The sequence below is a fragment of the Streptomyces sp. NPDC057253 genome (assembly GCF_042669125.1).
Lineage (GTDB): Bacteria > Actinomycetota > Actinomycetes > Streptomycetales > Streptomycetaceae > Streptomyces.
Map to the genome: position 1 here is coordinate 22,209 of NZ_JBHUXV010000052.1, position 18,307 is coordinate 40,515.

The 18,307-nt window shown below is 71.6% G+C and carries 17 protein-coding genes; 9 read left to right on the forward strand and 8 right to left on the reverse strand.

The window, feature by feature from the left end:
* Position 1: 1 nt before the first annotated feature.
* Positions 2-607, forward strand: coding sequence for a TetR/AcrR family transcriptional regulator (locus ACFULQ_RS26425; RefSeq protein ID WP_383547979.1), 606 nt, complete (start codon positions 2-4; stop codon positions 605-607).
* 31 nt (positions 608-638) lie between these two features.
* Here the strand turns inward: ACFULQ_RS26425 and ACFULQ_RS26430 are convergent, their stop codons facing one another.
* Positions 639-1,268: a GNAT family N-acetyltransferase gene (locus ACFULQ_RS26430; RefSeq protein ID WP_383547982.1), complete on the reverse strand. Its 630-nt coding sequence runs from the start codon at positions 1,266-1,268 to the stop codon at positions 639-641.
* A gap of 82 nt (positions 1,269-1,350) precedes the next feature.
* On the opposite strand from ACFULQ_RS26430, the gene ACFULQ_RS26435 reads away from it, so the two are divergent.
* The 7 genes from ACFULQ_RS26435 (at position 1,351) to ACFULQ_RS26465 (ending at position 11,290) form a co-directional block, all read left to right on the forward strand.
* Positions 1,351-1,845 (forward strand): YbaK/EbsC family protein, encoded by a 495-nt coding sequence (locus ACFULQ_RS26435; protein WP_383547984.1) that lies wholly within the window; start codon positions 1,351-1,353, stop codon positions 1,843-1,845.
* Entirely contained in the window at positions 1,842-2,687 is an 846-nt protein-coding gene (locus ACFULQ_RS26440; protein WP_383547986.1) for an EamA family transporter, read from the forward strand. Before ACFULQ_RS26435 ends, ACFULQ_RS26440 begins: the two co-directional genes overlap by 4 nt.
* A 248-nt stretch (positions 2,688-2,935) precedes the next feature.
* Positions 2,936-5,722: a PKD domain-containing protein gene (locus ACFULQ_RS26445; RefSeq protein WP_383547988.1), complete on the forward strand. Its 2,787-nt coding sequence runs from the start codon at positions 2,936-2,938 to the stop codon at positions 5,720-5,722.
* 202 nt (positions 5,723-5,924) lie between these two features.
* Complete coding sequence (locus ACFULQ_RS26450) at positions 5,925-6,866, forward strand: ABC transporter ATP-binding protein (protein WP_383547991.1); 942 nt, start codon at positions 5,925-5,927, stop codon at positions 6,864-6,866.
* Positions 6,863-8,218 (forward strand): ABC transporter permease, encoded by a 1,356-nt coding sequence (locus ACFULQ_RS26455; protein WP_383547994.1) that lies wholly within the window; start codon positions 6,863-6,865, stop codon positions 8,216-8,218. The genes ACFULQ_RS26450 and ACFULQ_RS26455 overlap by 4 nt, the downstream gene beginning before the upstream one ends.
* A 4-nt stretch (positions 8,219-8,222) precedes the next feature.
* Positions 8,223-10,952, forward strand: a complete 2,730-nt coding sequence (locus tag ACFULQ_RS26460; protein WP_383547996.1) for an alkaline phosphatase family protein — start codon at positions 8,223-8,225, stop codon at positions 10,950-10,952.
* 62 nt (positions 10,953-11,014) lie between these two features.
* Positions 11,015-11,290, forward strand: coding sequence for a DUF1876 domain-containing protein (locus tag ACFULQ_RS26465; protein ID WP_383547999.1), 276 nt, complete (start codon positions 11,015-11,017; stop codon positions 11,288-11,290).
* A gap of 3 nt (positions 11,291-11,293) precedes the next feature.
* On the opposite strand, the gene ACFULQ_RS26470 is transcribed toward ACFULQ_RS26465, so the two are convergent.
* The 6 genes from ACFULQ_RS26470 to ACFULQ_RS26495 form a co-directional block, all read right to left on the reverse strand.
* Positions 11,294-12,454, reverse strand: coding sequence for a serine hydrolase domain-containing protein (locus ACFULQ_RS26470; RefSeq protein WP_383548001.1), 1,161 nt, complete (start codon positions 12,452-12,454; stop codon positions 11,294-11,296).
* 32 nt (positions 12,455-12,486) lie between these two features.
* Positions 12,487-12,933: an organic hydroperoxide resistance protein gene (locus ACFULQ_RS26475; protein ID WP_383548004.1), complete on the reverse strand. Its 447-nt coding sequence runs from the start codon at positions 12,931-12,933 to the stop codon at positions 12,487-12,489.
* 126 nt (positions 12,934-13,059) lie between these two features.
* On the reverse strand, positions 13,060-13,521 hold the full coding sequence (locus tag ACFULQ_RS26480; RefSeq protein ID WP_383548007.1) for a MarR family winged helix-turn-helix transcriptional regulator: 462 nt from the start codon (positions 13,519-13,521) through the stop codon (positions 13,060-13,062).
* On the reverse strand, positions 13,518-14,276 hold the full coding sequence (locus tag ACFULQ_RS26485; protein ID WP_383548010.1) for an energy-coupling factor ABC transporter ATP-binding protein: 759 nt from the start codon (positions 14,274-14,276) through the stop codon (positions 13,518-13,520). The genes ACFULQ_RS26480 and ACFULQ_RS26485 overlap by 4 nt, the downstream gene beginning before the upstream one ends.
* Positions 14,264-15,025: a cobalt ECF transporter T component CbiQ gene (cbiQ, locus tag ACFULQ_RS26490; RefSeq protein ID WP_383548013.1), complete on the reverse strand. Its 762-nt coding sequence runs from the start codon at positions 15,023-15,025 to the stop codon at positions 14,264-14,266. The genes ACFULQ_RS26485 and cbiQ overlap by 13 nt, the downstream gene beginning before the upstream one ends.
* A gap of 1 nt (position 15,026) precedes the next feature.
* On the reverse strand, positions 15,027-16,070 hold the full coding sequence (locus ACFULQ_RS26495) for an energy-coupling factor ABC transporter permease (protein WP_383548017.1): 1,044 nt from the start codon (positions 16,068-16,070) through the stop codon (positions 15,027-15,029).
* Between the two features lie 168 nt (positions 16,071-16,238).
* Between ACFULQ_RS26495 and ACFULQ_RS26500 the strand changes: the two genes are divergently transcribed.
* The gene (locus ACFULQ_RS26500) at positions 16,239-16,586 is read left to right on the forward strand and encodes an SsgA family sporulation/cell division regulator (RefSeq protein ID WP_383548020.1); all 348 of its coding nucleotides are present in this window, start codon (positions 16,239-16,241) and stop codon (positions 16,584-16,586) included.
* Between the two features lie 22 nt (positions 16,587-16,608).
* Here ACFULQ_RS26500 and ACFULQ_RS26505 read toward each other — a convergent pair whose 3' ends face one another.
* The gene (locus ACFULQ_RS26505) at positions 16,609-18,279 is read right to left on the reverse strand and encodes a penicillin-binding transpeptidase domain-containing protein (RefSeq protein ID WP_383548023.1); all 1,671 of its coding nucleotides are present in this window, start codon (positions 18,277-18,279) and stop codon (positions 16,609-16,611) included.
* Positions 18,280-18,307: the final 28 nt, after the last annotated feature.

Below are 18,307 nucleotides of genomic sequence, written 5' to 3' on the forward strand. Positions count from 1 at the left end.
CATGACCGAGGTCACGACAGCACGTCGCAGCCGCATCACCCCCGAGCGCGAGGCCGAGCTCTACGAGGCCGTGCTCGAACTGCTCCGGGAGGTCGGGTACGACACCCTGACCATGGACGCCGTGGCGGCCCGCACCCGGTCCAGCAAGGCCACGCTCTACCGTCAGTGGGGCGGCAAGGCCGAGCTGGTCGCGAAGGCGGTGCGGCACACCAAGCCCGGCGGCCTCGCTCTAGGCGAGATCGACACCGGGTCCCTCCGGGGCGACCTGCACGCCCTCACCATGCGCTCGGACGACTGCACGATGGAGCAGAACTCCGCGCTCATGCGAGGGCTGGCCATGGCGATCCACGGCAACCCGGATCTCCTCCAGGCGTTCCGCGCGCACCTCATCGAGCCGGAGATGGCGGAGTTCCGCCGGCTCGTGCAGCGGGCCGTCGACCGGGGCGAGGTACGCCCCGACAACCCGGCCATCGACTTCATGATCCACATGATGATCGGCGGGTTCGCCGCCCGCACGATGATCGACGAGCTGCCGCCGACCCAGGCCTACCTCATCTCGTACATCGACGCCGTGGTCCTCCCCGCCCTCGGCATTCCCCACGACTGACCCGGGGACGAGCCGGTGAGAGGGACCGCCCTCACCGGCTCTCCGTCGCCGTGGGCCGGCCGAGACAGGTGACGGGCCCGGCGTCCGGTACGGCGATCTCGTGGAAGCCGAGACGGTCGTAGAAGGCGCGGGCGGCCGTGTTGGCGGTCACCATGCACAGGTGTTCGGTGGCCACGCCCCGCTCGTGCAGCGCGCGGAACAGGGTCGTCAGGAGCGCCCGGCCGTATCCGCGCCCCTGCCACCCGGGCAGCAGATCGATGTGCAAGTGGGCCGGGTACGCGGCGACTTCGGGCACCAGCATCCGCTCGGGATCGTGCAGCAGCGCCGCGATCTCCTCGTCCGGGGTGCGCGGCGGGCCGCTGGGCTCGGGATGGCGGTCGGCCACGAGGGGCAGCCACCGCGCGCGGTACTCCGCGACGAACCGGGGCGTGTCGGCGGTCCCCACGACATACCCGACGGCCTCCCCCTTCCCGTCGTCCAGGACGAAGGCGAGTTCCGGTTCGAGATGGGCGTACGGCGCCGCGAAGGCCGCGGTGAAGACACTCGCGTCGGTGTAGTGGGGTCGGGCGTCCTGGCCCAGGTGCGCGGTGCGGACGCAGATCTCGTCGAGCGCGTCACGGTCCCGGGCTTCGTAGGGGCGTATGGCGGGAGACGGGGTCATCGCAGCATCCTGCCCGACGACAGCGGGAACGACCCGCAAACCGGGTCGCGTGGCCCGTACACCCACCGCTAGCGTGGCGGGCATGACGACCGCAGACGCCGCCCACCCCCGTTTCGCCGAGGCCCTTCGCACGCTGGGACTCGACGAGCTGAACGGGAGGATCCGCCGTTTCCCGGACGCCACCCGGACCGCCGCCGAGGCCGCCGCGGCCGTCGGGTGCGAACTCGGTCAGATCTGCAAGTCGTTGATCTTCGCGGCGGACGGGGTGCCGGTGCTCGTGCTGATGGACGGGGCCTCCCGGGTCGACGTCGAGCTGGTGCGGCGGGAACTCGGCGCGGAGAAGGTCACCCGGGCCAAGGCCGAGGTCGTACGGGAGACGACCGGGTACGCCATCGGCGGGGTGCCGCCGTTCGGGCACCGCACCCGCACCCGGGTCCTCGCCGACCGGGCGCTGCTCGACCACGACATCGTGTGGGCGGCGGCGGGCGATCCGCACACCGTGTTCCCCCTCGCGCCCAAGGACCTCGTCGCACACGCCGGCGCCACCCTCGTGGACGTCCGCGAGCGCACCGCGTGACCCCCCTGGTCACCGCGGCCGTCCTCCTCGCCGCGGTCACCCACGCCTGCTGGAACGCCATCGCGCACCAAGTCACCGACAAGCTGGTCGGGTTCACGCTGATCTCCGGCGGCGGGATGCTCATCGGGCTGGCGATGATCCCGTTCGCGGCCGTGCCGGCCGCGGGGGCGTGGCCGTATCTGCTCGTCTCCTCCTGCATCCACATCGCCTACTACGCACTGCTGATGAAGTCCTTCCGGCTCGGGGACTTCGGCCAGGCCTACCCGATCGCGCGTGGCACCGCGCCCCTGGTCGTCACCGTGCTCGCCGCCCTCTTCGCCCACGAGGTGCCCGACGGCTGGGCGGCCGCCGGAATCGCCCTGTCCTGCGCGGGGCTCACCGGCGTCGCCCTGTGGGGGCTGCGCGGCCGCCGGCCCAACTGGTCCGCGATCGGGGCCGCGCTGGCGACCGGGCTGAGCATCGCCGCGTACACCGTCGTCGACGGCCTCGGCGTGCGTGCCTCCGGCTCCTCCCTCGGGTACATCGCCTGGCTGATGGCGGTGCAGGGGGCGGTGATCCCGCTGTACGCCCTCACCCGCTGGCGCGGCCGGTTCGGCGCCGAGCTGCGGCCGTTCGCACGGGTCGGCCTCCTGGGCGCCGCCCTCTCCGTGGCCGCCTACGCGCTCGTCCTGTGGGCCCAGACCAAGGCCGAGCTGGCCCCCATCGCGGCCCTGCGCGAATCGTCCATCATCGTCGGTGCGGCCATCGGCGCGGTGTTCTTCAAGGAGCGGTTCGGGGCGCCGAGGATCGTCGCGGCGGGACTCCTGGTCGCGGGCATCGGGCTGATGCTGCACGCGGGTTAGGCAATGGGCTGGTGCTGAACGCCGGTTAGGGCACGCCCGCGGAGCCCGCCCGTCCCCCGGAGCTCGCCCCCGTTCCCAGGAGCCGCTTCCGGAACGCGGCTCCAAGTCTTGGTGATCTCCATACCCGCGCAAAGTGGTCAACCCCTCGGCTGCCAGTGAGGATTGCCGACAACACCATGGGAGAAACCGGAGGGGCCGTGCTGTCACGTTCGATCGCGGTCTACGCAAGCGCAGTCGGCCTTCTCTGCATGGGGCTCGCGCTGACTCCGTCCACCGCCCGCGCGGACAGCAGCACCCTGTACGTGAACAGCCTCTCCTCGTCGAACTGCTCGAACGACGCGGCCGGCGCGGGCTCGCAGGCTCAGCCCTACTGTTCGCTGCAGACCGCCGTCGACGCCGCCCAGCCCGGTGACACCGTCATGGTGGTGGGCGGGACCTTCGGATCGCTCGACGTGAAGACCTCGGGTACGGCGAGCGCTCCCCTCACCATCACCGATGCGAGCAAGGGACGCCTCGACATCGTCGCCCCCTCGTCGGGCTCCGGCCCGGGGCTCACGCTCGACCACGTGCACGACGTGGTGGTTCACGGCTTCTTCATCGGTACGGGCACCCAGGCCCCGGCCGTCGCGGTCGAAGGGTCCGACGACGTCACGCTGGACGGGAACACCGTGGGAGGTGATTCCTCGGCCGTCCTGGTGGGTATCGACGGGCAGAGCAACGCGGTCACGCTGAGCCGGGACTACGTGGAAGCCAGTCCCAGCCAGGAGGGTGTGGACATCGCGTCGGGAGCCGGCGGGACGGTGATCACCGACAGCAAGTTCTCCTACACGAAGAACACCCCCGTGCACGCGGCAGGGGCGCCCGGCACGGTCGTGGTGGGCAACACCTTCACCGATGACGGCGGTTGCAACACCGTGGTCGCGCTCACCGGCGCCTCCACGGGGTCGACGATCGAGAACAACGCCTTCTTCCTCGGAGTCCCGGGCACCTGTGCGTCCTACGGCACCAGCACGCCGGTGGTGGTGTCCTCGGGCTCGACCGGCGGCACCACCTATGCCTACAACGTCTTCGAGTCCGAGTCCGACGGCGCGCCCTACAGTTGGGCAGGCCAGACCTACGCGACCGCCGCCGATCTGCAGGCCGCGACCGGCCAGGGGCAGCACGACGAGTACGTCGCGGTGCCCACAGGCGCTTCCAGCTGGGACGTCACCTCGCTCATCGACTCCGCCGACGCCGCCGCACCGGACGAGCTCAGCACCGACTACGACGGCAAGCCCCGCGTGGACGACCCACGTGTGGCCGACACCGGCACCGGCGTCGGCTACTACGACCGCGGTGCCGCCGAAGCCCAGGACCCCTACCAATTGGCGCCCGCCGTCTCCATCAGCAAGGGGCCTGCCCCGCTGTCCGAGACGGTCACGGCGACCGAGACCAACCCCTGGAAGACGCCGATCACCCGCTACACCTTCGACTTCGGAGACGGCAGCGCCCCGGCGGTGTCCACCATCCCGAGCGTCACCCACTCCTACACCGCGGTCGGCTCCTACCCCGTCACGGTCACCGCGAGGACGGCGGCCGGGGCCTCCGTCAGCGGCAGCAAGAAGGCATACGTCACCGTCGCGGCCGTAGCTCCGCTGGTGCCCGCGCTGTCGCTCGGCCAGGCCTCCGCGCACAGCAGCCTCAGCGTCCAGGCGGACGCCTCCAAGACCACCGACGACTGGAGCATCGCCGAATACAGCCTGGACTACGGCGACGGCACCCCGGCGACGGACCTCGTCAACGGCGGCTTCGGGGGCCACACCTACGCTGAGCCCGGCACCTACACCGCCACCCTGACGGTCAGGGACGACGGCGGAAACACCGCGACCACCACCGGACAGATCACCGTCGGCAGCGCACTCGTCCCCTTCGGCCCGACCCGGATCCTGGACACCCGCACCGGCACCGGCGCCGCCAAGGCGAAGCTCGGCCCGGGCGCGGTGCTCCGGCTCAAGGTGGCCGGCGTCAAGGGGATGCCCGCCACCGGCGTCACCGCGGTCACCCTCAACCTGACCGGCGTCAACGCGTCCACCAGCACCGTGATCACCGCCTATCCCGACGGCATCACCCGGCCGACCGCGTCCAACCTGAACCTGGTCCCCGGCCAGGTCACGCCGAACCTGGTCACCGTCCCCGTCTCGCCGGGCGGCTACGTCGACCTGTACAACCACGCCGGCAGCGTCGACCTGGTGGGCGATGTCGAGGGCTACTACAGCACCACAGCCGTGGTCGCCCCGGGCCAGGCGGGCTTCGTCCAGGAGAGCGGCCCTGGCCGGGTGCTGGACACCCGCAACGGGACCGGCACCCCCAAGGGACAGGTCGGGCCGGGCGGGCTGGTCACGCTCACCCTGCCCGACGACGGCTCCAGCAACGCCTCCGCGGTCCTGCTCAACGTCACCGAGACCCATGCCTCCGCCTCCGGATGGGTCGGTCTCGAGCCGAGCTCCGGCGATGCCCCCACCAGCTCCATCCTGAACTTCACGGCCGGACAGACCAGCGCCAACCTCGTCGTCGCGCCGGTCAGGAACGGGCAGGTCCAGTTCTACAACCGCAGCGGAAGCATCGACCTGATCGCTGACATCGAGGGCTATGTCGTCTCCGATGAGACGACCTCCCCGGCCGGCCCGGGCTCGCCCTACCTGCCGGTCTCGCCGACCCGGGTCCTGGACACCCGCACCGGCACCGGCGCGGCCAAGGGCATGCTGGGTGCCAAGGCCAGGCTCAGTGTCAAGGTGGCGGGGACAGGCGGCGTCCCGGCCGGAGCGAAGATGGTGCTGCTCAACCTGACCGGCGTCAAACCCACCTCCAGCACCTATCTCTCGGCCTACGCCGACGGCTCCGCCCTGCCTGTCAGCTCCGTCCTGAACATCACTGCCGGCGCCACCCGCGCCAACCTCGCCCTGGTACCCGTCGGTTCCGACGGGGCGATCGACATCTACAACAACAGCGGCAGCGTCGACGTGGTCGCGGACGTCGAGGGTTACTACACCGACTGACCCGGCCCGCCGCGAGCCGCTCGCCGCACCGCGGCCGTCCCAGGCGTCGCCCAAGTCCCGCCCAACCCTCACCCCCCGTTTGCCCCTCCCTTGCCCTCCTTGCCGAGGCCTTGACGGTTCGTTCCCTGAGCGTTCAGTCAGTCTTCTGTGCCGCTGTTGTGTGTCGTCCCTAGGGTCCCTGAGGACTCAGAAGAGGGGACTCATGGACACACGCCACGCGGTCCGGGCTCGCGGGATCACCAAGTGCTTCGGTGACGTCGTCGCGCTCGACGGTGTCGATCTGGACGTGACGCAGGGTCAGATCCATGGTCTGGTCGGGCCGAACGGGGCCGGCAAGACGACCCTGCTCGGGCTGCTGCTGGGGCTGGCCGTCGCCGACAGCGGCCGGCTGGAGATCCTCGGGGCGCCGGTCGGGCGGGAGTTCGCCGCCCCCGACCCGGTCGCCGGCTTCGTGGACGGGCCCGGTCTCTACCCCTCCCTCACCGCCCGGCAGAACCTCGCCGCCCTGGCCCGGCTCCGGGGCCGGCAGGAACGTACCGCCGACATCGATGCCGTGCTCGACGAGGTCGGGCTCACCGCCGTGGCTGACGACAAGGCCCGCGGCTTCTCCCTCGGCATGCGCCAGCGGCTCGGGCTCGCCGCCGCCCTGCTGACCGGGCCGCGGCTGCTGGTGCTCGACGAGCCCGCCAACGGGCTCGACCCGGCCGGGAAACGGCAGGTGCACGGGGTGCTGAACCGGCTCGCCGCGGGCGGCACGAGTGTCGTGGTCTCCAGTCACCGTATGGACGACCTGGAGGCCCTGTGCTCCGAGGTCACCCTCCTCGCCACCGGCCGGGTGGTGTTCTCCGGCCCGCTCGACAAGCTGGCCGCGGAGAGCCGTGAACTCGACTACCGGGTACGGACGTCCGACCCGCGGGCCGCGCGTCGGCTGGCCGACGGCACCGAGGGGGTGCGGGTCGTCGACGCCGCCCCCGTACGGCAGGACGGCGAACTCCTCGTCGTGCGCGCACGGGTGCCCGCCCTCGACGAACTCGTCGCACGGCTCGTGCAGTCGGGCATCTCGGTGCGCGAACTCGCCCCCGTCGTCTCACCGTTGGAAGCGGCCTTCCTGGAGCTCACCGCGTCCCGGGAGGCGGACGGATGACCGCCACCCTGCCCCGGGAGACCGCCGCCCCGACCGTCCCAGTCGTCCCGGTCTCCCGCGCCTACCGTTTCGAGCTCGTCAAGCTGGTCTCCCAGTGGCGCGTCCGGCTCCTCGTCCTCGCCTGCTGGCTCGCGCCCGGGCTCTTCGTCGCCGGGGTGTCCCAGCAGAGCACCCTGCCCTCCGACACCCTCTTCGGCCGCTGGATGCACGCCACCGGCTGGGCCGGTCCGCTGGTGGTCCTCGGGTTCGCCGGCACCTGGGCGCTGCCGCTGCTCACCTCGGTGGTGGCCGGTGACGTGTTCGCCGCCGAGGACCGGCTCGGCACCTGGCGGCACCTGCTGGTCGCGGTCCGCTCGCCGCGGCGGATCTTCGTGGCGAAGGCGCTCGCCAGCCTCACCGTCATCCTGCTGCTGGTGGCGGGGCTGGCCTGCTCCAGCGCCGCAGGAGGGCTCTTGGCGGTCGGCAACCACCCGTTGGTCGGACTCGACGGCCACCTCCTGGCCCCCGGGGACGCGGCCGCGAGGGTCCTCCTCGCCTGGACCGCCGCCCTCGCCCCCACCCTGGCCCTCGCGGCGATCGGCCTGCTCGGGTCGGTCGCGCTGGGCCGGTCCCCGACGGGCCTGCTGCTGCCCCCTCTCTTCGCGCTCGCGATGTCGGTCGCCCAGATGCTGCCGCTGCCCGTCGCCGTACGCCTCGCCCTGCCCGGCAGCGCCTTCGTCTCCTGGAACGGCCTGTTCACCGGCCCGGCCCAGCTCGCCCCGCTCCTGATCGGGATCGCGGTCAGCCTTCTGTGGGCCGTCCTCGCGACCGCCCTGGCCCATCACCTGTTCCTGCGCAGGGACTTCACCGACCCCGCCTACGACGGAGCGGGCCGCCGCGCGCTCACCACCGGACTGCTCCCCCTGGCCGGGCTGCTCGCCCTCAGCGTCGCGGTGCTCGCCGTGGCGGCCCCCTCCGCGGGCATCACCCGGGCCAAGGTCCAGCGCTCCCTCGCCACCGCCTTCGCCCACCTCTACCGGATGCAGACCGGCCAACTGCACCGCCCCGCCGTCACCGAGGCCCAGTTGCGGGCCTCGGCGGCCTGCACCAAGAGCGACGGACAGGCCGCGCAGGAGGGGCCGGGCAACGACTGGCGGTGTGTCGTGACCTGGCACCTGCCCGGGACCGCGGTCGCGGGGACCGCCGTCTACCAACTCGACGTCGGATCGGACGGCCGCTTCGTGGCCGACGGGGACGGTCCGAAGGAAGTGAACGGCTACTTCCTGGTGCGGACCGAGACCGGGGACGCCCCGAACCCGCTGTGGCAGTTCGACGGCAACGTCGAGCTGCTCGACACCACCTCGAAGGGATAGGTCCATGCAGGTAACACGGCGTATCAGAGAGAAGGAGCCGGTCGGACGCCGGACCCTCCTGGTGGCCGCCGGGATCGCTGTCGCCCTCGGCGTCACCGGCACCGCGGTCGCCTCGACCTACCAGTTCGGCACCCGGCAGGTCGCCCAGGACACCCCCGACGGCCAGGTCATCTCCAGCGACCAGTACCTCAAGCCGTACGGCAGCCGGACCGTGATCAACGACGGCAAGATCATGTCGTCCACGGTCAGCCCGGACGGCACCCACCTCGCCGCCTCCGTCGCCGACGGCGACGCGGCCCTCGTCATCATGGACCTCGCGACCGGCCAGGTGAAGCAGAAGATCGGCGCCAACGCGGCGGACGACCTGCGCATCTCCAGCGCCTCCGTCGGCCAGGAGGGCCCGGCCTACTCGCCCGACGGCAGGCAGCTCTGGCTCGGACAGGCCACCGGCTACACGAAGTTCACGGTGAACCCCGACGGCACCCTCTCCGCCCCGGTGGCCGTCCCGATCCCGACCGTCGGCTCCCAGCAGGCCCTCGTGGGCGCGGCCGTCTTCTCGCCCGACGGCTCCACCGTGTACGCGGCGGTCAACGGCCAGAACAAGGTGGTCGCGCTGGACGCGGCGACCGGAACCGTCGAGCAGACCTGGTCGGTCGGCAACGCCCCGCGTGGACTCGCCCTGGTCGGCGGGAGGTTGTACGTCAGCAACGAGGGCGGCCGCCCGGCGAAGCCCGGCGAGACCACGATGAACTCATACGGCACCCAGGTGCCCGCGAACCCGCAGACCGGTGCCGCCACCACCGGCACGGTCAGCGTCATCGACACCGCCGACCCGTCCGCCGCCGTGGGCACCATCCCCGTCGGCCTGCACCCCACCGCCGTCTACGCCAAGCACGGCACGGTGTTCGTCACCAACACCGCCGACAACACCGTCTCGGTGATCGACACCCGCAAGGACAAGGTCGTCCAGACCATCGCCACCCAGCCCTGGCCCGAGGCGAAGGTCGGCTACGAGCCGGACGCGGTCACCCTCACCGACGACGGCCGCCTGCTGGTGACGCTGGGCCGCGCCGATGCCGTAGCCGTGTACCGGTACAAGTCCCCGCAGGAGCCCGCCAGTTACGTCGGCCTGCTCCCCACCGACTACTTCCCGGCCGAGATCACCACCGTCGGCAAGCAGGTCGTCGTCTCCAACACCCGTGGCATAGACGCCCGTAGGCCCACCACCGCCACCGGCCACGGCACCCACGACACCACGTCCAGCCTCACGCGGTTCACGCTGCCGAGCGACCTCGTGATCAGGTCGCAGACGGCCAAGGTCTTCCAGCAGAACGGCTGGACACCGGGCTCGGTCCGCACCGCCGAGGGCATCGGAAAGGCGAGGCCCGTCCCCGTCCCCGCCCGGCTCGGCGACCCGTCGACCATCAAGCACGTCTTCCTGCTGGTCAAGGAGAACCGCACCTACGACCAGGTCTACGGCGACCTCCCGCAGGGCGAGGGCGACCCGGCCCTCACCACCTTCGGCGCGAACGTCACCCCCAACCAGCACGCCCTCGCCGAGCAGTTCGGCCTCTACGACAACTTCTACGACATCGGCACCAACTCCGCCGAGGGCCACAACTGGCTGATGCAGTCGGACAACCCGGAGTACACCGAGTCCTCCGCCGGTGAGTACACGCGCAGTTACGACACCGAGAACGACGTCCTCGGCCACCAGAAGACCGGGTTCCTGTGGACCGGGGCGAAGGCGGCCGGCCAGTCGGTCAAGGACTTCGGCGAGTTCCAGTCGACCGAGTCCAAGCCCGCCGGGGCCACCTGGCAGAACCTGTACTGCGACTCCAGGACGATGGCCGCGACCGGGGCGCCGACCCAGTACCCCATCCAGACCGGCTCGGCGATCCCCTCGCTCAACGACGTCTCCGTGCAGGGCTTCCCGATGTTCGACCTCAGCGTCCCGGACATCTACAAGGAGCAGATCTGGCAGCAGGACTTCGAGAAGAACGGCCCGGCGAACCTGAACATGTTCTGGTTCTCCAACGACCACACCGGAGGCCCGGCCAACGCGGCCGCCGAGGTCGCCGACAACGACCTCGCGGTCGGCCGGATGGTCGACGAGATCTCCCACAGCAAGTACTGGAAGGACTCGGCGATCTTCGTCGTGGAGGACGACTCGCAGAACGGCCTCGACCACGTCGACGGCCACCGGGCGCCGGTCCAGGTCATCAGCCCGTACGCGCAGCACGGCACCGTCGACAGCCACTACTACACGCAGATCACCATGATCCGCACGGTCGAGCAGATCCTCGGGATCCACCCGATGAACCAGAAGGACAGCGCGGCCACCCCGATGTACGGGGCGTTCACGGCGAAGCCGGACCCCACCCCGTTCACCGCGGTCCCCAACCGCACCTCGCTGACGCTCGGCGTGAGTCCCACGCCCTCCTGCGGCGCGGACACCCCGGCCGCGCAGGACGCCGACGCGGCCCCGGCGCCGACCTCCACGGCGGTGCCGCAGGCAGCGCAGGGCCTCGCGGCGCAGTGGAAGACCTGGGCCTCGCACCAGCGCCTGACCGGCCCGCACGCGGTCCCGGACTACGCGAACGCCGAGCAGATGAACCGCTACACCTGGTACCAGACCCACGCCTGGACCAAGCCCTACCCCGGCGACAAGAAGGTCTACGCCCCGAACGACGTACCCGGCGCCTACCTGCCCTCGGCGGAGTCCGACGGCTGACCCCGGTGCGCCGCCGCCCGCCGAGGAGCACCCTGGAAGCACACGCTTCGGAGGTGATCGTCATGACGCACACCGCTGTGGGATGGCACATCGAGCTGGAGTTCGAGGAGGACGACCAGCACACGCGGGCGGCGGCGATGGTACGGCTGCCGGACGGCACCGAGGTGCGCACGCACGGGCACGCCACCCGCCACCACACCGACAGCAACCAGCCGCGGGTGGGAGAGGAGGTCGCCGGCGCCCGCGCGCTCAACGAACTCGCGATGCAACTGCTCGTCAAGGCGCACGGCGAGATCGACGAGGCGTCCGGCCGGACGTCCCACCCGATCAACGTGTAGCGGTCACAGGGCCGCCCGCACCGCCCTGACCAGTGCCTGCGCCCGTGGGTCCGCGGTCACCGTCTTGCGGAAGCCGTTGGTGACATAGCCGAGGGCGACGCCGGTCTCCGGATCGGCGAAGCCGAGGGAGCCACCGCGGCCGGGGTGCCCGAAGGAGCCCGCGCCGAGGAACGGCGAGGCGCTGCCGTGCAGCATGTAGCCGAGGCCGAACCGGGTGTTCACGACGAGCACCCGGTCCGGTCCTGCCGACTCCTCGGCCCGGGCGAGCTCGACCGTGGCCGGGTCGAACAGCCGCACCCCGTCGACCTCGCCGATCAGCGCGGCGTAGATCCGCGCCAGCCCGTCGGCGGTCGCGATCCCGTTGGTCGCGGGCAGCGCGCTCGCCCGGTACGCCGGTTCGTTCTGGTCGGGGAAGGGGGTGATGGCGGCGAAGGCGCGGCGGGTGAGGGAGTCCGGGTCCTGGTAGGCCTCGGTCACGGACCGCCTGGGCCGGGCGCGCAGGGCGCCGGTCGGCTCCGGCGCCTCGACGCGGCCCACTCGCCCCGCCCGTCCGGCGGCTTCCTCCGCCTTCGGCAGCCCGAGCCAGAACTCCGCCCCGAGCGGCCCGGCGATCTCCCGCGCGATCCACGCACCGGCGCCGAGCCCGGTCACCCGGCGCACCAGCTCGTCCAGCATCCAGCCGTACGTCAGCGCGTGGTACCCGTGGTCCGTGCCGGGCTCCCAGACGGGTGCCTGCGCGGCGACCGCCTCCGGGCCCTTCAGCGGGTCCAGGGCCTGTTCGGGGGTGAGCGGGCGGTCCAGCACCGGCAGCCCGGCCCGGTGGTTCAGCACCTGCCGCACCGTCAGCCGCTCCTTGCCGCGCGCCTTGAACTCGGGCCAGTACTCGGCCACCGGCGCGTCCAGGTCCAGTTCACCGCGCTGCCGCAGCAGCAGGGGTACGGCGGCGGCGACGCCCTTGGTCGCCGAGCGCACGACCTGTGCGGTGCCGCGCTGCCAGGGCTCGGTGCCGTCGACGTCCTTGGTGCCGGCCCACAGGTCGACCACCTTGCGCCCGTCCCGGTACACGGCGAGGGCCGCGCCCCGGTCCCCGAGCGTCTCGAAGTTCCGTGCGAACACCTCCCTGACCGGCTCGAAGCCCGCGGCGACCGCGCCGTTCACGTCCACGTCCGCACTCCTCCTGCTGCTCGGCTGCCCCTTCAGCCAAGCAGAATGGTCACGTCGATGTTCCCGCGGGTGGCGTTGGAGTACGGGCAGACCTCGTGGGCCGCGTCCACCAGCTTGGCCGCGAGTTCCGCGTCGAGGACCGGCAGGGAGACGCTGAGGGCAACCGCGAGGCCGTAACCCTGGGTCTTGTTCGGGCCGATGCCGACCTTCGCGGCGACCGTCGAGCCGGTGAGGTCGTAGCCCGCGCGGTTGCCGACGAGGATCAGCGCGTTGTGGAAGCAGGAGCTGTAGCCGGCGGCGAACAGCTGCTCCGGGTTGGTGCCGTTGCCGTCGCCGCCGAGCGCCGGCGGCATCGCGACCTTCAGCTCGATCTGGCCGTCCTGGCTCGTGACATAGCCGTCCCGGCCGCCGTGCGCGGTGGCCTCGGCGACGTACATGATCTTCGTCGGGCGGGTGTCGACGGCGGTGTCGTCACTCATGGCTGGCTCCCCCCAGAACAGGTGCGCACAAGAACATCGTGCACAAGATACCGGCCGGTAGGGCTGAGGTGTGCCGCCAGGGGGCGGCAACCGGGGGTAACCCAAGGTCGGAGAGTGTGCGCGGGGTCAGCGGGAGCGGGCCGCCGCCGTGCCGGCCCGCTCCGCGAGCTGCCACAGCTCCTCGCGCAACCGCTCGGCCTTCTGACCGTCGAGCTCCGTGGCCGCGAGCAGCGCGCCGGGGACGGCGGCGGCGCGCTCCCGGAGTTCCTCGCCGCGTCCCGTGCACGCGACGCGGACCGAGCGCTCGTCGTCCGCCGCCCGCTCCCGGCGCACCAGGCCGGCCCCCTCCAGCCGCTTGAGCAGCGGCGAGACCGTGCCGTAGTCCAGGCGCAGCGCCCCCGTGAGCTCCTTCACGGTCGTCTCGCCGCGCTCCCACAGCACCAGCAGCACCAGGTACTGCGGGTAGGTGAGCCCGAGCTCGTCGAGGACCGGCCGGTAGGCGGCGGTCACCGCGCGCTGGGCGGCGTACAGCGCGAAGCACAACTGGTCGTCAAGGAGCAGCGATCCGGCGTCCTCTTCGTTCGTCACGCGCCCATTGTCACGGACCGCGGGTCGAATCCGAAGGGCAGCTCCAGCCGGTGGGCGCGCATCAGCTCCTCGTCGGTGAGGAGTTCGGCGGTCTTCCCGTCCGCTGCGATGCTGCCCTCGCTCAGGATCAGCGAGCGCGGGCACAGCTCCAGCGCGTACGGCAGATCATGGGTGACCATCAGGACCGTCACGTCCAGCGAGCGCAGGATGTCGGCGAGTTCGCGGCGGGAGGCCGGGTCGAGGTTGGAGGAGGGCTCGTCCAGGACGAGGATCTCCGGCTCCATCGCGAGCACGGTCGCGACGGCCACCCGGCGCCGCTGCCCGAAGGAGAGGTGGTGCGGGGGCCGGTGCGCGAAGTCGGCCATGCCGACGCGCTCCAGCGCGGTCCGCACGCGGGCCTCCAGCTCGTCCCCCTTCAGCCCGGCCGCCGCCGGTCCGAACGCCACGTCCTCGCGCACGGTCGGCATGAAGAGCTGGTCGTCGGGGTCCTGGAAGACGATGCCGACCCGGCGCCGGATCTCCGCCATGTGCCGCTTGTCCACGGGCAGTCCGGCCACCTTCACCGAGCCGACCCCGCCGCTCAGGATGCCGTTGAGGTGCAGCACGAGGGTGGTCTTGCCGGCGCCGTTCGGTCCGAGCAGCGCGACCCGCTCGCCGCGCGCGATCGAGAAGTCCACGCCGAACAGGGCCTGGTGCCCGTCGGGGTAGGCGAAGGCGAGTCCGGTCACTTCGAGGGAAGCTGTCACAGGGTCCATCCCACCACGCAGACGACAAGGGCGGTCACGGGGAGCGCGAGGGCGTACGACCACTGCGCCCGGGACGCGGTCACCTCGTCGATGACCGGCATCGAACCGGCGTACCCGCGGCTGACCATGGCCAGGTGCACCCGCTCGCCGCGCTCGTAGGAGCGGATGAACAGCGCGCCGGCCGACTTCGCGAGGACGCCCCAGTGCCTGACGCCGCTCGCCTCGAACCCCCTCGACTCCCGCGCGATCCGCATCCGCCGCATCTCGTCGGTGATGACGTCGCCGTAGCGGATCATGAAGGACGCGATCTGGACGAGCAGCGGGGGGAGCCTCAACCGCTGGAGGCCGAGGAGCAGTTCGCGCAGTTCGGTGGTGGACGCCAGCAGCACGGACGCGGCCACGCCGAGCGTGCCCTTGGCGAGCACGTTCCAGGCTCCCCACAGGCCGCTCACGCTCAACGACATCCCGAGCACCTCGACCCGCTCGCCCTCCGCGACGAACGGCATCAGCACCGCGAACGCCACGAACGGCACCTCGATCAGCAGCCGCTTCAGCAGGAAGCCGGCGGGCACGCGGGCGACGTACGCGACGACGCCCAGCAGGACCGCGTACAGGGCGAATGCCCACATCGCCTCGCGCGGGGTCGAGACCACGACCACCACGAAGGCGAAGACCGCCGCGAGCTTGGTGTGCGGCGGCAGGGCGTGCACGGGCGAGTGCCCGTGCCGGTACAGCCGGTGTGCGTGCCCCGCGCCCATCTCAGACGCCGCTCGTGCTCGCCGGGGAGACGTCGGCCGTACGACGCCTGCGGACCGCCCAGAACACGCCGGTGCCCGCGACGACGGTCACGCCGACGCCGATCACGCCCGCAAGGCCCCCGGACAGGCGGGCGTTCTCGACGTCCTTCACGCCGTAGTCGGCGAGCGGGGAGTCCGCCGAGGCGTGCTCCTCTGTCCTGGCGTCGATGCCCTTGTCGGCGGCGACCTTCTCCAGGCCGTCGGGGCTGGCGGAGGCGTAGAAGCTGACGAACCCGGCGAGGACCAGGGACGCCACGAGCCCCGTGATCCACACCTTGCGGTGGGAGCGGGCGGCCGCGACGGGCGCGGTGTCCGGTACGTCGACCAGCTCGCCGCCGACCCGCAGCTTCAGCTTCTGCTGGAGGCCCCGGGCGCCGTACACCAGGTCGGGGCGTACGGCGACGACGGCGCCGACGGTCAGCGCGGTGATGGCCGCCTCGCCGATGCCGATGAGGACGTGGACGCCGACCATCGCGGTGGCGACCTTGCCGATCGAGACGTCGGTGGTGCCGCCGACCGCGTAGATCAGGGTGAAGGCGACGGCCGCTGCGGGCACCGAGAGCACGGCGGCCACGAAGGAGGCCGCGGTGATCGAACCGCGCCTGCGCGGCAGCACCTTGACCAGGGCGCGGAAGACGGCGTACGCCACGACCGTCGTCACCACGGCCATGTCGGTGATGTTCACGCCGAGCGCGGTCAGCCCGCCGTCCGCGAAGAGGATGCCCTGCATGAGCAGGACGACCGAGACGCACAGGACGCCCGTGTAAGGGCCCACGAGGATCGCGGCGAGGGCTCCGCCGAGGAGGTGTCCGCTGGTTCCGGCGGCGACCGGGAAGTTCAGCATCTGCACGGCGAAGATGAACGCCGCGACCAGGCCGGCCAAGGGCGCGGTGCGTTCGTCGAGTTCACGCCGGGCGCCGCGCAGGCTCACCGCGACGGCGGCCGCGGCGACGACTCCGGTCGCGGCCGAGATGGGGGCGTCTATGAATCCGTCAGGCACATGCACCGTTCGATGATAGTGGCTTGTTGCGAACTCTTTGCAAGAGAGCCGTGCCACGAACAGCAAGTCGAGGGCTTTCGGTCCCGGGGGCGGAATCCGGGAAATGTGCGACCCTGGAGAGGGAACGGATGCACAGCTTCCGCACAGGTTACGCAGCGTGAGAGGTCCGTCACGATGTCTGTAGTCGAACAGTACGCGCGAGCCCACATCGTTTCGGACGCGGACATCGCGGAGGACGAGGCGATCCCGGTCGTCCTGCGCTACGACCCCGATACCGACCCGCGCTCGGTCCGGGTCGGTCTGCCGGGCACCGACGAGTGGACCTTCTCGCGGGCCCTGCTGGAGCAGGGACTCAGGGCACCGGTCGGCAGCGGCGAGGTGCGGGTGTGGCCGTGCGGCCGGGTGCAGGCCGTGGTGGAGTTCCACTCGGCGCACGGCGTCTCGGTGGTGCAGTTCGAGCAGAAGGCGCTGCTCAGGTTCCTGCGGCGGACGTACATGGCCGCCGCTCCCGTACGGGGCTGAGCCGGCGGGCCGACCCGAGGGGTCAGCCGCCGATCTTCAGCAGGGCCGCCACGATCGGGCCCGCGGTGTCGCCGCCGTGGCCGCCCGCCTGGGCGACGCCCGCGGCCGCGAGGTCGCCGCGGTAGGCGGTGAACCAGCCGTTGGGCTTCTTCTGGCCGTCGACCTCGGCGGAACCTGTCTTCGCGCCCACGTTGCCGGTGACTCCGGACATCGCCTCGGCCGCGGTGCCGTAGGCCGCCGTGTAGGACATCAGCTCACGCAGCTGCGAGAGCGTGCTCGCGGACATCGTGCGGGAGGCGGTGGCCAGCGTGCGGTGGTCGACGGTCGGGGACACCAGGTAGGGCTGCCTGAAGGTGCCCGACTCGACGGTGGCCGAGACCGACGCCATGTTCAGCGGGTTCATCCGCACCCCGCCCTGGCCGATGAGCGAGGCCGCCTTCTGGGCCGCGCTCTGCACCGGCACCGCGCCGTCGAAGGACGGGACGCCGATCGCCCAGTTGTTCATGGACAGGCCGAAAACCTGCTGGGCCTGCTTGGTCAGGGAGTCGTTGTCCAGCTCGCCGGCCTGGCTGATGAAGGCGGTGTTGCAGGAGCGGGCGAAGCTCGCCTTGAAGGTGCCGCCCTTGATCTCGAACTTGTCGTCGTTCTGGAACTTCCAGCCGCCGTACGTGAAGTACTTCGGGCACGGGTGCGCCTTGTCCGGGGACGCGAGGCCCTTCTCGATCAGCAGCGAGGAGGTGATGACCTTCATCGTGGAGCCGGGGGCGAGGGAGCCCTGGAAGGCGGTGTTGAAGCCGTGACCGGCGTTGGCCACCGCGAGGATCTCGCCGGTCGAGGGGCGCAGGACGACGACGGAGGACCGGGCCTGCGTCATGACCTGCCGCTCGGCCGCCGCCTGGAGCGTCGGGTTCAGGGTGGTCTTCACGGTGCCCGGGGTGCCCTTGCTGAGCTCGGCCAGGGTCTTGTCGGACGACTTGGAGTCCTTGGCGCGGATCACCCGCAGTTCGATGCCCGCCTTGCCGCCGGCCGTCTTGCCGTACTTGTCGCGCAGCCCGTCCAGGACGGTGCCCAGCGAGGGGTACTTGGCCGTGGTGATCTCGCCGCCGTCCCGGTCGACCGCCTTGATCGGCGGGGTGCCGGACTCGCCGGTGACCAGGGTGTCCCCGTCCTGCAGATCGGGGTGCACGACCGCGGCCGTCCAGTCGACCCGGGGCTTGCCGGTGGTGGTGTCGCGGACGACGGTCAGGGAACTGCCGTACGTCAGCGGCTTGCTGAGGCCCTTGTACGCCACCGTCGCCTTGACGGAGAAGGGCACCTTGGCACCGGTGGGGGTGCCCGGGGTGAGGGTGGTGCCGGTGAGGTGGGCGTCCTTGGTCCAGCCGGTGAGCAGGGCGGTGGCGGCCTTGGTGTCGCTGGTCACGGCGGCGGCCGTGCTCACCTTGCCCTGCTGCCAGGAGGTGAGGAAGGCGGTCGCGGTGGAGGTCACCTCGGCCGCCGACAGCGGGCCGGTCTTCACCTTCGGCTTGTGGTCGGCGGCCGCGGAGGTGTTCTGCGTCCGGTCGTCGGCCGCCGCTCCACCGCCGTACAGCGCGTACACGCCGATGCCGGCGCCGCCGACGACCACGGCGATCATCCCGGCGACCACGGCCGGCTTGGTCTTCCGTCGCTCGGCGACGCGCCTTCTGTTACCCACGACTTACGCTTCCTCCGCGCTGTTCAGG